Source organism: Streptomyces sp. KLMMK (assembly GCF_036961605.1).
Taxonomy (GTDB): Bacteria; Actinomycetota; Actinomycetes; order Streptomycetales; family Streptomycetaceae; genus Streptomyces; species Streptomyces telluris.
Map to the genome: position 1 here is coordinate 1 of NZ_JBAMDC010000151.1, position 14365 is coordinate 14365.

Consider the following 14365-nt stretch of genomic DNA (forward strand, 5'->3'; position numbering starts at 1 on the left):
TCGCCCTCGACCAGAGCGTCAGCGGCGCCGCCGCGCGTACCGCCCTCGGCTGGCGGCCGGGCCGGCCGGGCGCGGTGGCCGAGCTGGTATCGGGCTCGTACCGGCCGGTCGAGGTGTTCGGCGCCCCCGACGGCCCGGAGACCGACGCCGAGGTGGCCGCGATCCGCCGCCTGGTCGCCGAGGTCGAGCACGCCCAGCAGAACGAGCTGGCCGACCGGTTCCTGAGCGTCTTCCGCCGGGAGGACCCGGTGTGGACCACCGGCCACGGCATGCGGCTGTCGGGCTTCGAGGAGATCTCCGCCTTCACCCGGAAGGTGCTGCCCGGTGCGATGGCCGAGTTCACCGCCGTCTACGACGTCGAGCGCGTGCTGTTCCTGCGGCCCGACATCGCCGCGGTGAACGTCCGCCAGCAGCCGGTCCGCCACGACGGCACCCGGATCGCCGACCGGCCCGAGGGCCGCCCGTTCTACATCCTGGTCAAGGAGGACGGCAGCTGGCGCGTCGGCGCCGCCCAGAACACCGTCGCGGTCGGCTGACGACCTGCACGGCACGCAGGACCGGCTCCACGCTCGAAGCAACAGGAGGGGAACACCCCATGACGACCCAGCAGATGTCCGATGCGGACCTCGCCGGACAGCCCGCCGCCTACTGGACCGGCATGGCCTACGACGCGCTGATCGCGTTCACCCGGGCCCGGCAGGTCGAGAACGGCTACACCCAGCCCCAGCTCTGGCTGCTGCGCAACCTGTCGGTGAACGACCTCTCACCCGACGGCGAGGGGATGGCCCTGCCCGAGCTGCAGGAGGCCATGAGGTCCTACATCCGGCCCGAGGACGACCTGGCGGCGGAGTCCGCGGCGCTCGTCGAGCGCGGCTGGCTGAGACGGGACGCCGAGGGACGCCTGTGGCTCAACGAGGAAGGGGAACGGGTCCGGGTCGACCTGGCGCGCCATGCCCCCGCGATCCGCAACGCCCTCCACGAGGGCATCGATGACGCGGACTACGTCACCGCCATGAAGGTGCTCCGGCAGCTGATCCGCAACGCGGGCGGGACGCTGCCCTGACAGGCAGCCCAGGTCACCGCCGACTGAGGCCCCGACCTCCCTCGCCGGCCGTGCCACCCTCTCGGGGAAGGCCCGGCCGGCGGTCCCTATGAGAGGCGACCCCAAGCGCTTGCACAGGGCAGATATACGCGGGCCAGGGCGGCCCCGGCAGGTCAGCGGGTGGTGTAGCCGCCGTTGATGAAGAGGGTCTGGCCGTTGAGCCACCAGCCGTCGGTGAGCAGGAACTTCACGTAGGGGACGATGTCTTCGATCTTGGTGAGGTCGCCGTTCATGGACGAGGACTTGTGGTACGCGACGGAGTCGTCGGTCTCGGCCGGGTAGAAGAACGGGGTGTCCATGGGGCCGGGGGCGATGTTGTTCACCGAGATGTTCCGGCCGAAGAGCTCCTTGGAGAGGGCCCGGGTGAAGTGTTCGACGGGGGCCTTGCTGCCGGCGTAGACGGAGTAGAGGCCGGTGTAGGCGGCGAGCAGGGAGGTCACGATCGTGACGATGGCCCCGTCGCGCTCGATGCGCTTGGCGGCCTCGCGCATCATGAAGTACGCCGCCTTGGTGTTGACGGCGAACATCTTGTCGAACTCTTCCTCCGAGGTCTCGGTCATGGGCTTCTTGATGACCATGCCGGCCGTGTTGACCATGCAGTCGACCTTGCCGAACGTCCGCACCGCGGCGTCGAAGAGCTTCTCGACCTCGGCGACCTTCGTGAGGTCGCCCTGGTGGGCGAAGGCGTCGCCGCCGGCCTTCTTCACGTCCGCGACGGTCTGCTCCGCCTTGTCGCGGGAGGAATCGCTGTTGTAGTGCACGACGACCTTGGCGCCGTCCGGGGCGATCTCCCGGGCGATGAGGCCGCCGAGGTTCCTCGACGCACCGCCGATGACGACGACCTTGTCCTTGAGCGTACGAGCAGGCATGGACCTCTCCCGGTGACGACATGACGACCCCCTTGTCACGTTATGGGCAAGGTCAAGGGTTCGCATGCGGGCGGCCGGGAGAGGCCCGTGCCTGCCGTTCAGTGGTGGCTAGTAGTTGGCGGCGTCGTGGATGAGGGAGCGCACGGCCCGGCACGTCGTGTCGGAGGGCGCGTGGACCCCGATACGGACGGCGGCCGCCCGTATCCTGCGGTTGCTCGCCTGCTCCGGGCGGTACACCCCGGTGTGCAGCAGGGCGATGGCCAGGCGCATGGCCTTCAGCTGGCGGTTGTGCGCCTCGTACCAGCCGCGCGGGCGGCCCGCGGGCAGCGGCTCCTTCGGCAGGGTGGGCAGAGTGGGTGCGGCTACGGCCATCGGCGTTCCTCCTGAGGGGTTCGTAACCTCTCTCGTCTGTCTTCGATTTTACTGCCCCCCACTGACAATCGCCCCAGCTCAGAAGGGATTTGACGGTGGCAGGCGGTACGGTGTGGGGCATGGAGATCTGGATCAATCCCGCCTGTTCGAAGTGCCGCAGCGCCCTCGGCCTGCTCGACGCCGAGGGCGCCGGCTACACCGTCCGCCGCTACCTCGAGGACGTCCCCGGGGAGGATGAGCTCCGCGCGCTGCTCGACCGGCTCGGGCTGGAGCCGTGGGACATCACGCGGACCCAGGAGGCCGCGGCGAAGGAGCTCGGCCTCAAGGACTGGCCGCGCGACGAGGGCGCCCGCGAGCGGTGGATCACCGCCCTCGCCGGGCACCCCAAGCTCATCCAGCGGCCGATCATCACGGCCGACGACGGGACGGCGGTCGTGGCCCGTACGGAGGAGGCCGTACGGGAGGCCCTGTCCCGGTCGCGGGCCACCGGCTGAGGCCGGGACCAGGCCCGGGACCAGGGCCGGGACCAGGGCCGGGGCTCCGCCGGGCGCCATGCCCGCACCGGCGGTATAACGGGTGGTGAGGCCTGCCCCCATCCAGGAGGCGCCCGTGAAGCACATACCCGAGACCCGCCCCGGCTATCTGCCCATCGAGGACCACGGGATCATCGGCGACCTGCACACGGTCGCGCTCGTCGGCGTCGACGGCACGATCGACTGGTGCTGCCTGCCGCGCTTCGACGCGCCCTCCGTCTTCGGCTCCCTGCTCGACGCCGGGCGCGGCGGCTCGTTCTCCGTCACGGTCCGCGGCGCGGAGCGCACCAAGCAGATGTACATGCCGGATTCGAACGTGCTGCTGACGCGCTTCCTCGGCCAGGAGTCCGTGGCCGAGCTGTACGACTTCATGGTGCCCGACCACCCCTCCTGCCCCTCCTCGGGCGTCCGCCAGATCGTCCGCCAGGTGAGGGTGCTGCGCGGCCGGGCCACGATCGACGTGCACTGCCGGCCCGCGTTCGACTACGGCCGGGCCCCGCACGAGACCGGCACCGTGGGCAACGCCGGAGTGGTCTTCACCAGCCCCGCCGGCTTCCTCGTGCTGCGCTCCTCCGTGCCCCTGACGCCGGACGGCGCGGCCGCCCGCACGACGGTGGCCCTGGAGCCCGGCCAGTCGCTGGAGCTCGCGGTGCAGTGGGACGGGGACGGGGCCGTACGGGAGGGCGTCCTGCGCCCGCTCGACGGCGCGGAGGCCGCCCGGCTGCTGGACAAGACGCTGCAGTACTGGGACGGCTGGCTGCGCCAGTCGCAGTACCGGGGCCGCTACCGCGAGGCGGTCGAGCGCTCGGCGCTGGCCCTGAAGCTGCTCGTCTACCAGCCGACCGGCGCCCTGGTCGCCGCGCCGACGACCTCCCTGCCCGAGGCGCCGGGCGGCGGCCGCAACTGGGACTACCGCTACACCTGGATCCGGGACGCCGCCTTCACCCTCTACGCGCTGATGCGGCTGGGCTTCACCGAGGAGGCCGCCGCCTTCATCGACTGGCTCCACCAGCGCTGCGTGCAGGCCCCGCCGGGCACCGGGCTGCAGGTGCTGTACGGCATCGACGGCCGCGCCGACCTGCCCGAGACCGTCCTGGACCACCTGTGCGGCTACCGCGGCGCGCGCCCGGTCCGCATCGGCAACGCCGCGGCCCGCCAGACCCAGCTCGACATCCACGGCGAGCTCATGGACTCCGTCTACCTGTACAACAAGCACGCCGAGCCCATCTCCTACGAGCTGTGGGAGGCGCTGGCCCGCCAGCTCGACTGGCTGCAGAAGAACTGGGAGGAGCCCGACGACGGGATCTGGGAGACCCGCGGGGGCCGGCGGCGCTTCACGTACTCCGCGCTGATGACCTGGGTCGCCTTCGAGCGGGCCATGCGCATCGCGCGGCACCGCGGCATGCCCGCCCCCGTCGAGCAGTGGCGGGACACCGCCGCGGCGGCCTACCGGTTCGTCCAGGACCGCTGCTGGTCACCGGAGGACGGCGCCTACTGCCAGTACCCGGACTGCGCGACGCTGGACGCCTCGCTGCTGGTGATGCCGCTGGTGAAGTTCGCCGGGCCCAAGGACCCGCGGTTCCTGTCCACGGTGCGGCGGATCGAGGAGGAGCTGGTCAGCGACAGCCTCGTGCACCGCTACCGGACCGACGGCGGTGACGGCGGCGACGGGCTGGACGGCAGCGAGGGGACGTTCAACCTCTGCTCCTTCTGGTACGTGGAGGCGCTGGCCCGCTCCGGCCGGGTCGGCGAGGCCCGCTATGTCTTCGAGAAGATGATCACGCACTCCAACCACCTCGGCCTCTACGCCGAGGAGATCGGGCCGGCGGGCGAGGCGCTCGGGAACTTCCCGCAGGCGTTCACGCACCTCGCCCTGATCAGCGCCGCCACGAACCTGGACCGCGCCCTCGCGGCACACCACGGCCCGGCGGCCCGGCACTGGCAGGCGAGCTGACCCCCGGGGGCCGTGACGGGCCCCGGCGGCCCGAGCGGGCCCCGGACGGCCCGGGCGGTCCCTCGCGTCACCTCAGCGGGAGCCCGAAGATCTCCTCCAGGCGCTTGACCGTCTCCGCCGGATCGCCGTCCAGGACGGTGGTCATGCCGAGGTCCTGGGCGGGCGTCAGGTTCCGGGCGGAGTCGTCGACGAAGACGCAGGCCTCGGCGGCCAGTTGCAGCTGTTTCAGGACCAGCGGGTAGATCCCGGGCTCGGGCTTGCGGATCCCGTGCTGCCCGGACAGCACCACGGCGTCGTACAGGGTGTCGAAGCCGTAGCCCCGGTAGGGGTCGTAGGGGCCGGAGCCCAGGCTGTTGGAGAGGATGCCCACCTTCACGCCCGCGCGGCGGGCCGACTGGGCGGCCGCGAGCATCAGGGGCTCCGGCTTGAGGTCGGCCAGGACGCGGCCGATCAGATCGGCGGGATCCACTCCGAGCAGGGCGGCGGTGCGCTCGTTCCACTCGGCCTGGCCGATCTCTCCGCGCTCCAGCCGGGCGTAGACCTCGCTGCCCTCCGGGTCCGCCGAGATGACCTGGAGAAAGGCGTCGGGGGCGAGGCCCTCGCGCAGGCAGAAGGCCCGGGTGCACTCGGCGACCGGAGTGGTCAGGACCCCGCCGAAATCGAGAACGAGGCCCTGGCGCAGGGGCTGGGGCATGGGGAACTCCTCACGGTGGGCCGGACACCGCACCTCTTCCGAACTCATCTCTTCCAACGGATTCAACGACTCATGCGCGCGCACGACACGTGGGCCCGTCACGAAGTCGTCGGCCCGCGTAGGGAATTTGATCACCTGGAGTCTGTCCGGAAGTAACGCCTGCTGATTTGATGTGGGCGGCTCGTTCCCCAGCTCGCACTGGGGCACCGTGCGACCACGGTGCCCCCACCCCCCTCAGGGAGTTGCAGTGCCGATCCTCAAGCCCGCCCGCGCGGCCTCCGCGCTCGCGACCGCACTCGCCGCCGTCGCCCTCACCGCGGCCCTGCCGCAAACGGCCGCCCAGGCCGCCACCGTGCCGGAATTGAAGGTTCTGACGTACAACGTCTTTCTCATGAGCAAGAACCTCTATCCCAACTGGGGGCAGGACCACCGCGCCGAGGAGATACCCGCGGCCGGTTTCTTCCAGAACAATGACGTCGTCGTTCTGCAGGAAGCCTTCGACAACGGCGCATCCGACGCGCTGAAGGCGAATGCGGCGGGCCGGTATCCGTACCAGACGCCGGTCGTCGGGCGCAGCAAGGAAGGCTGGGACGCCACCGGCGGGAACTACTCGTCCACCACTCCGGAGGACGGCGGGGTGACCGTGCTCAGCAAGTGGCCGATCGTCCGCAAGGAGCAGGTGATCTACCAGGACGCGTGCGGTGCGGACTGGTGGTCCAACAAGGGCTTCGCCTACGTGGTGCTGAACGTGAACGGCACGAAGGTGCATGTCGTCGGCACGCACGCGCAGTCGACCGACAGCGGCTGCAAGGAGGGCGAGGCGGCCGCGGACCGGGCCAAGCAGTTCCGGCAGATCGACGCCTTCCTCGACGCGAAGAACATTCCCGCGGGCGAGCAGGTCATGGTGGCCGGCGACCTGAATGTGGACGCGCACGGGAGCGAATACGCGGCCATGCTCGCGAACGCCGATCTCGCCCAGGCGGCGGAGCGCACCGGGCACCCGTACTCCTTCGACACGAAGGAGAACTCCATCGCCGCCTATCGCTACCCCACGGACGGCCGTGAGGACCTGGACTACGTCCTGCACCGGAATGGCCACGCCCGCCCGGGGAACTGGAAGAACACGGTGGTCAAGGAGGCCTCGGCGCCGTGGACCGTCTCCAGCTGGGGCAAGGAGTACACCTACACCAACCTCAGTGACCACTATCCGGTAATCGCCGGAAACTCCTGAACGGAACGGCCCGGCGCGGCCTAGGGTGACCGCATGGACGCACCCGAGTACCCGCCCAAACCCCGGCCCGGCGACCGCGTCGCGGTGATCTCACCGTCCTCGGGGCTGCCGGGCCTCTTCCCCGTCCCGTTCGAACTCGGGCTGCAGCGGCTGGAGTCGGAATTCGGGCTGCGCCCGGTGGAATATCCGACGACCCGGAAAATGGGGGCGAGCCCCGCCGAGCGGGCCGCCGATCTGCACGCGGCCTTCGCCGACCCCGACATCACGGCGGTGTTCGCCAGCATCGGCGGCGACGACCAGATCACGGTGCTGCCGCTGCTCGACCGCGAGCTCGTGCGGGCGCACCCCAAACCGTTCTTCGGGTACAGCGACAACACCGCACTGCTGGCCTGGCTGAGCGCCACGGGGATCGTCGGGTACCACGGCTGCAGCGTGATGGCGGAGCTCGGCCGGCCCGGTTCGCTGCACCCGCGGACGGCGGCTTCGCTGCGGGCCGCGCTCTTCACCCCCGGGCCGTACGAGCTCACGGCGCCCGGCGCCTCGAACGACGTCGACCGCCCCTGGGACGACCCGAAGACCTTCGCGAGCGAGCCGGTGCTCGCGCCCTGCGACGAGTGGGCGTGGCGGAACGCCGGCCGCGCGGTGGAGGGCGTCGCGTGGGGCGGCAACATCGAGGTGCTGTCGTGGCTGCTGATGGCCGACCGGGAGATCGGCGGCCCCGAGGCGTACGAGGGCCGCGTGCTGTTCCTGGAGACCTCGGAGGAGCTGCCCTCCGACGAGGACGTTTTCCGCATTCTGCGCAATATGGGTGAAAGGGGACTGCTGCGGCAGTTCTCCGCGCTGCTGATGGGCCGGGCGAAGGCGTGGTCCTTCGACCGGCCGCTGAACCGTGAGGACGGCGCCGCGTACCGGCGGGCGCAGCGGCAGGCGGTGGAGCGCGCGCTGGACACGTACGCGCCCGGGATGACGGCGGTGTTCGATGTGGACCTGGGGCACACCGATCCGCAGCTGGTGATCCCGTACGGGGGCCTGGTGCGGGTGGACGGCCCGGCGCGGCGGATCACGGTCACGTACTGACGGCCGTCCGGGCCGCACCCACGGCCACCACCACCATCACCATCACCCGGAGGCGATTACTCCGTATTCGCCCGGGCGTTCACGGTGGTCCGCATCACGCCAGGATTGCGTATCCGCAGCCCCTCCGAGTCTGCTGTCCCGCCGCAGGTCATGCTTCAATAGGGGCATGGCCAGCTTCCAGAACACCGCGACGGGTCGCAGCGACCTCGAGCCCTTCTGGCCTTCCCGTCAGCACGACGACTTCGACCGAGTGTGTTGCCGCGCGACTTCCGCGCAGGCCCTCTCCTCCCGCTGACCCCCACGTCGAAGTCAGCCGCCGGTCCCCGGTTCCGGCCAACGGCCCCGCGCACACGCACGTCCCCTCGACGGTCTCTCGCGCGAAAGAGCTGAGCTCTCCATGACGAACCTCCGTACCCTCACCGTGCCCGCCCCGTCCGTCTCGGCCGCGGCCGCCGCCACCGCCACGGCCTCGTCCACCGCCGCGCACCCCGCTCACCCGTCCCATACCGCGCACCGCCACCGGCTCCGGGCCGTCGCCCCGGACGAGGTGCCGCCGGTCGCCGAGCTGCTGCACTCCGGTGCGGCCACCTGGATGCCGGCGCCGCAGCACACCCTGCCCACCCTGCCGGGCCAGCCGCCGATGATCGGCTACCTGGTGCTGGTGCCGGCCGAGCAGCAGGCCCCCGAGGCCGCGCCCGCCGCCACCCACGGGGACGCCCTGGTGAGCATCGACCCGGAGCAGCGCACGGCCAGCGTGGCCGGGCGCCCGCTCGACCTCACGTACCTGGAGTTCGAGCTGCTGGCCCACCTCGTCGCGCACCCCCACCGGGTGCACACCCGCGACCAGTTGGTGACCACGGTGTGGGGTTACGGGCACGTGGGCGACGGCCGGACCGTGGACGTGCACGTGGCCCGCCTGCGCCGCAAGATCGGCGCCGAGCACCGCGCCTCGATCGTCACCGTCCGCCGCGTCGGCTACAAGTACGCGCCGCCGGTCGGCTACTGATCTTCCCCGCCCCGGAGACCGGGTCTCGGACCGAGACCGGGACCGGGACCGGAGGCCGAGGCCCTGGGGTGGGGCCAGCCACACCCCAGGCCGGGACGGGGCCCCCAGTGACGATCATGCGGCGGCCGCCCGGACCGGCTCCCGGGCCCGGGGGACGGGCCCGGGAGCGCACGCGGGGGCACACCGGATGAAGATCGGCAACGCACTGGCGGCCGCTGCCCGCCCGCCGCCCGGGTCTCGCGGGCCGAATGGAGTACTGCACGGCCCTGCTCGCGTCCATCCCGGTCACCGACCAGTTCACCGCCGACCTGGCGGCCGGCCTCGACTGCCTCCTGGCCGTGCTCGGCACGGTCGAGGCGCTGATCGAGACGGACCCGGCCCGCGCCGAGCAGCTCGCCGGGGCCGACCGGCCCACCGGCACCCCGGGCGGGGCTGAACGCCGAGCGCGTCCCGTTGCTCCCGCAGGGGACGGCGGTTAACGTGCGCCGCGCACGCGTCCGTTGTCGCATTCGGCACAGTGGGGAGCGCCATGACCGATCAGCCGGCCGTTCAGTCGACCGATCAGCCGAACCCGTCGAGACGCCTGCTGCTGGGGGCCGCCGGCGCGGTCGGGGCCGGAGCCGCCCTCGCCTCCCGCGCACCCGCCCGGGCCGCCGCCCGCGCGCCCTTCGACACCGCCCCCGCGAAGGCGGCGCTCGTACGGCTGCTGGGCGGGCACGCGGAGCAGTTCCGGCTCACCCCGCTGGCGGCCGCCGGGGACGGGGACCACTTCGAGGTCACCGGCCGCACGGGGCGGATCGAGGTGACCGGGACGAGCCCGGCGGTGCTGCTGACGGGGGTGCACTGGTACCTCAAGTACGTGTGCGGGGCGCACATCACCTGGAGCGCCCGGCAGGTCGGCCTGCCGCGCGGCCTGCCCGCACCGGCCCGGCCGCTGAAACGATCCACCGCCCTCCGGCACCGCTTCGCCCTCAACGACACCAACGACGGCTACACCTTCCCGTACGCCGACTGGGCCTACTGGGAGCGGATGATCGACGTCCTGGCCCTGCACGGCTGCAACGAGGTCCTGGTGACAAGCGGGCACGAGGCCGTCTACGAGCGCGTCCTGCGCGACTTCGGCTACACCGACGCCGAGGCGCGCGGCTGGCTGCCCGCCCCCTCCCACCAGCCGTGGTGGCTGCTGCAGAACCTCAGCGGCTACGGCGGCCCGCTCAGCCGCAAGCTCATCGACGCCCGCGCCGTCCTCGGGGCCCGGATCACCGCCCGGCTGCGCGAGCTGGGCATGGCGCCCGTCCTGCCCGGCTACTACGGCTCCGTGCCCGAGGGCTTCGCCGCACGCAACGCGGACGCGCGCGTCGTCCCGCAGGGCGTCTGGCACGGATTCCGGCGACCGGACTGGCTCGACCCGCGCTCCGGCGCCTTCGCCGCCGTCGCCGCGTCCTTCTACCGCCATCAGGAACGCCTCCTCGGCCCCGCGCAGCACTTCAAGATGGACCTGCTGCACGAGGGCGGCGCCGCGGGCGACGTGCCCGTCGCGGCCGCCGCCCGCGCCGTCGAGAAGGCCCTGCGCACCGCGCACCCCGAGGCGACCTGGGTGATCCTCGGCTGGGAGGACAACCCGCTGCCCGAGCTGCTCGGCGCCGTCGACCGGCGGCGGATGCTGATCGTCGACGGCATCTCCGACCGCTTCAAGGGCGTCACCGACCGCGAGAAGGACTGGGGCGGCACCCCGTACGCCTTCGGCAGCATCCCGAACTTCGGCGGGCGGACCACCATCGGCGCCAAGACGCACGTGTGGGACGAGAAGTTCTTCGCGTGGCGCGACAAGCCCGGCAGCGCCCTGGCCGGCACGGCGTTCATGCCGGAGGGCGCCGACCGCGACCCCGCCGCCTTCGAGTACTTCTCCGAGCTGGCCTGGCTGGAGCGCGCGCCCGACCGGGCACAGTGGTTCGCCTCGTACGCCGCCTTCCGCTACGGCCGTGCGGACAAGGCGGCGCAGGAGGCGTGGACCGTACTGGGCGACACCGCCTACCGGCAGAGCGCGCCCGGGCGCAGCGACCCGCACGACAGCCTCTTCGCCGCCCGCCCGGCCCTCGGCGCCGACCGCGCCGCCGAGTACGCGCCGAACGCCCCGTCCTACGACCCGGCGCGCTTCGACACCGTCCTCACCTCGCTGCTCGGCGTCGCCGCCGGGCCGCGCGGCACCGACACCTACCGCCACGACCTGGTCGACGTGGCCCGGCAGGCCGTCGCCCACCGCAGCCGGCAGCTCCTCCCCCAGCTCAAGGAGGCGTACGCGCGCAAGGACCTGACCGCCTTCCGCGCCCTGTCCGCGCTGTGGCTGAAGCTGATGCGGCTCGCCGACGACATCGCGGGGACGCACAAGGCGTTCCTGCTCGGCCCGTGGACCGCGGCCGCCCGGGCCATGGGCACCGGCCCCGACGAGGCCGCCGAGCTGGAGCGCACCGCCCGCGTCCTCGTCACCGTGTGGGGCGGGCGCAGCACCTCCGACGGCGGGAAGCTGCACGACTACGCGAGCCGCGACTGGCACGGCCTCGTCGGCGACTTCTACCTGCCGCGGTGGCGCCGCTGGCTGGAGGAGCTGGAGGACGCCCTGCGGGCGGGGCGGGCGCCGCGGGCCGTCGACTGGTACGCCATGGAGGAGTTCTGGACGCGCGAGCGCACCGAGCACGCGCAGCGGCCGGTGGGCGACCCGTACCGCACGGCGGTGCGCGTACGGGACACGCTGGCGGCCGCGCCCTACCAGGGGGCGCTCGCGGCCGCCCTGGAGCCGGCGGCCGTCGCGCCGGGCGGCACGGCGGTGCTCACCGTCTCCCTCGCCAACGTCAACGGCTTCCGCGCCACCGGGCCCGTCGGCCTCGCCGTCTCCGGCCTCGCGGCCGTCCCGCAGGGCCCCACGTCGCTGCCGCGCCTGGACCCCGGCGCCACCGGCGCGGCCCGCTGGCGCGTCACCGCCCCCGCCGCCCCGCTGGAGCGGCCGCTGCAGCCCCTGCCGTACGAGGTGAGCGCCCGCTACGGGCCGCAGGGCGAGGAGCCGGTGCGGGCTGTGCGCTCCGGGACGCTCTTCCTTGCCGGTCCCCTGGCCGCCGGGTGGCGGACGTTCACCAACAACGCCGCCGTCTTCGGCCAGTTGGGCGCGGACCGCTTCGCGATCGACGGCTCGGGCGACGACCTGTGGCGGCGGACCGAGGAATTCGGTGCGGTGTACCGGGCGGGCGCGCTGCCGGTAGGCGCCGGCGCCCGGGTGCGCGTCCTCGGCCAGACGGACACGGGAAGCTGGGCGCGCACGGGCATCATCGTGCGCAACGCCCTCGGCACGCCGTGGTCGGCGGGGGCCGTGAACCTGGCGGTGACGCCGGGGCAGGGCGTCGTCCTGTCCTACGACGCCGACGGCGACGGCGCGTTCGAGACCTACCGCCAGGTGAAGGGCGTCCGCGCCCCGGTCTCCCTGCGCCTCACGCGCACCGGGGCCGGCACGTTCGACGCGGAGTACGCCACGGACGGCGAGACGTGGCTGCCGGTCGCCACGGCGACGGTGCGGGGCGCTGCCGCGTGGCAGGACGTGGGGTTGTTCCTGACGGCGGGCAACGACGGCAGCGGGGCACGCGGGATCGCGCAGTTCGCGGAGTGGGCCGTGAACGCGTAGGCCGGTCCGGCACCGCCGGATCCCACCGTCGTGGTGGAGCACCGTCGCGGCGGAGCGCCGTCGCGGCGGGCGTTTCCCGCCGGGCCCGCCGGGCGTGTCCGGACCTGTTCAGCGGGCAGCCCGCGGGTGACCATGGCGCAATGAACCGTTTCCGCCTGCTCCAGGTGCCCCGGCTCGCGCCCGTCTACGTCGGCGGGCTGCTCGCCGGTTCGTACGCCGTGCACCGGATGCTCCCGACGGCCGCGCGCGAGCGCGTCCTGCTCCGGTGTTCGACCAATGTCGACAATCTCGACGCCGGGCGCTGGGACACCCTGGCGACCAGCGCGCTCCTGACCGAGGGGCCGCTGGAACTGCCCTACGCGCTGCTCCTCCTGGCCGTGCTCGGGTACACGGAGTACGCGTACGGCGCCTGGTGGGCGGCGGGCGCGTTCGCCCTCGGGCACGTGGGCGCGTCGCTCCTGGTCTACCGGGGGCTGCGCGCCGTGCGCGCCCCCGCGCGCACGCGGTCCGCGACCGACGTCGGCCCGAGCTACGGGTATTACGCCGCCCTCGGCACGCTGGGCGCGCTCCTCCCGCGGGGCGCCGCCCGCACGGGCGCGTACGCGGCCCTGCTGACCCTCTGCGCCCGCCCTCTCCTGCGCCGCCGCCCGGCCTTCACGGACGCGGGGCACCTGACGGCCCTGGGCCTGGGAATCGGCCTGGGGCTGGGGTGCGAGCGCGGTCTCGCGCTCCGTTCGGCACAATAACGGTAGATAAACGGTAGATATCTGAGCAATAGCAGACACGCTGTGCGCTACAGACACAGGAGACGCCCGCATGCCGCAGTTCGACGCCTCGACGATCATCAACCTCCGTGACCTCGGAGGCATCGCGCTGGCCGGCGACTCCGCCGTCCGCCCCGGCCTGCTGCTGCGCTCCGGCCAGCTCGACCGCCTCGACCCCGCCGCGGACCCGGCGGTCGCCGCCCTCGGCATCCACACCGTCGTGGACCTGCGTACCGAGCACGAGCGCGCGGAGCGGCCCGACCAGGTGCCGGACGGCGCCCGGCTGATCGTCGCGGACGTCATGGCCGACAGCGCGGCGGCCCGTGCGGCCGCCGGCGACGACGTGCCGGCCAGGCTCGACTCCGTGCTGGGCAGCCCCGCGATCGCCGAGGAGCACCTGGGCAACGGCAAGGCCGAGAAGCTGCTGTGCGAGTCGTACCGCTCCTTCGTCTCCTCCGAGTCCGCCTGCGCCGCCTACGGCCGCCTGCTGTCCGCGCTCGCCGAGCCGGACTGCGGCCCGCTGCTCTTCCACTGCACGGCGGGCAAGGACCGCACCGGCTGGGCCGCCGCCGTGATCCTGCTGCTCCTGGGCGCGGACGAGGAGGCGGTCCGCGCCGAGTACCTCGCGGTGAACCCGGCCGTGCGCACCGCCTTCACCCCCCTCATCGACCGCTTCACGACGGCGGGCGGCGACCCGGAGATCGCCGACGCGATCCTGGGGGTGCGCTCCGCCTACCTCACGGCGGCGCTGGAGGAGATGGACCGCGCCCACGGCGGGGTGGAGGCCTACGTCCGCGACGGCCTCGGCCTCCCCGACGGCGCCGTGGACCGCATCCGCGCGCGCTGCATCGCCTGACGCGGCAGCACCGGGGGCCCCACCCAGGGGTGAGGTGACCATCTCACCATTCACTCGTTCTACGGATCGTGGAGCAGCAAGCAACAGCCCCCCGCCCCCTCCCCTCCCCCGTCGGCGTCGAGCAGGCCGAGGCCGCGCTCATCGAGCACTACCCGCGCCTGGTGCGCCTGGGGTATCTCGTCCTGCCGCCGTCGCTGGGCCGCAACCGCCGCGTGCTGACCGCGCACGCCCTCGCCC

14 protein-coding genes are annotated in these 14365 nt (G+C 73.0%); 11 read left to right on the plus strand and 3 right to left on the minus strand.

Features of this window, described 5'->3' with window-relative positions:
- On the plus strand, positions 1–536 hold a 536-nt coding region (locus V7793_RS21045), incomplete at its 5' end, for an SgcJ/EcaC family oxidoreductase (RefSeq protein ID WP_336008782.1).
- A 59-nt stretch (positions 537–595) separates the two neighbouring features.
- Entirely contained in the window at positions 596–1063 is a 468-nt protein-coding gene (locus V7793_RS21050; RefSeq protein WP_336008783.1) for a MarR family transcriptional regulator, read from the plus strand.
- 152 nt (positions 1064–1215) lie between these two features.
- Here V7793_RS21050 and V7793_RS21055 read toward each other — a convergent pair whose 3' ends face one another.
- Both V7793_RS21055 and V7793_RS21060 read right to left on the minus strand, forming a co-directional pair.
- Positions 1216–1971, minus strand: a complete 756-nt coding sequence (locus V7793_RS21055) for an SDR family oxidoreductase (RefSeq protein ID WP_336008784.1) — start codon at positions 1969–1971, stop codon at positions 1216–1218.
- Between the two features lie 108 nt (positions 1972–2079).
- Entirely contained in the window at positions 2080–2343 is a 264-nt protein-coding gene (locus V7793_RS21060) for a hypothetical protein (RefSeq protein ID WP_336008786.1), read from the minus strand.
- A 119-nt stretch (positions 2344–2462) separates the two neighbouring features.
- Here V7793_RS21060 and V7793_RS21065 point away from each other — a divergent pair, with 119 nt between their 5' ends.
- Positions 2463–2837 (plus strand): arsenate reductase family protein, encoded by a 375-nt coding sequence (locus V7793_RS21065; protein WP_336008788.1) that lies wholly within the window; start codon positions 2463–2465, stop codon positions 2835–2837.
- Positions 2838–2952: 115 nt separating this feature from the next.
- Positions 2953–4830, plus strand: coding sequence for a glycoside hydrolase family 15 protein (locus tag V7793_RS21070; protein WP_336008789.1), 1878 nt, complete (start codon positions 2953–2955; stop codon positions 4828–4830).
- A gap of 67 nt (positions 4831–4897) precedes the next feature.
- On the opposite strand, the gene V7793_RS21075 is transcribed toward V7793_RS21070, so the two are convergent.
- Positions 4898–5524, minus strand: coding sequence for an HAD family hydrolase (locus tag V7793_RS21075; protein WP_336008791.1), 627 nt, complete (start codon positions 5522–5524; stop codon positions 4898–4900).
- Positions 5525–5771: 247 nt separating this feature from the next.
- Between V7793_RS21075 and sph the strand changes: the two genes are divergently transcribed.
- From sph to V7793_RS21110, 7 genes are all read left to right on the plus strand, one after another.
- The gene (sph, locus tag V7793_RS21080) at positions 5772–6755 is read left to right on the plus strand and encodes a sphingomyelin phosphodiesterase (protein WP_336008794.1); all 984 of its coding nucleotides are present in this window, start codon (positions 5772–5774) and stop codon (positions 6753–6755) included.
- 33 nt (positions 6756–6788) lie between these two features.
- Positions 6789–7832, plus strand: coding sequence for a S66 family peptidase (locus V7793_RS21085; RefSeq protein WP_336008796.1), 1044 nt, complete (start codon positions 6789–6791; stop codon positions 7830–7832).
- Between the two features lie 397 nt (positions 7833–8229).
- Complete coding sequence (locus V7793_RS21090; RefSeq protein WP_336008798.1) at positions 8230–8838, plus strand: winged helix-turn-helix domain-containing protein; 609 nt, start codon at positions 8230–8232, stop codon at positions 8836–8838.
- A gap of 248 nt (positions 8839–9086) precedes the next feature.
- A complete protein-coding gene (locus V7793_RS21095; RefSeq protein WP_336008799.1) occupies positions 9087–9317 on the plus strand; it encodes a hypothetical protein in 231 nt (76 codons plus the stop codon).
- A gap of 50 nt (positions 9318–9367) precedes the next feature.
- Complete coding sequence (locus V7793_RS21100) at positions 9368–12508, plus strand: alpha-N-acetylglucosaminidase (protein WP_336008800.1); 3141 nt, start codon at positions 9368–9370, stop codon at positions 12506–12508.
- 140 nt (positions 12509–12648) lie between these two features.
- On the plus strand, positions 12649–13254 hold the full coding sequence (locus tag V7793_RS21105) for a rhomboid-like protein (protein WP_336008801.1): 606 nt from the start codon (positions 12649–12651) through the stop codon (positions 13252–13254).
- Between the two features lie 70 nt (positions 13255–13324).
- Positions 13325–14128 (plus strand): tyrosine-protein phosphatase, encoded by an 804-nt coding sequence (locus tag V7793_RS21110; RefSeq protein ID WP_336008802.1) that lies wholly within the window; start codon positions 13325–13327, stop codon positions 14126–14128.
- The last annotated feature ends 237 nt before the right edge of the window (positions 14129–14365 follow it).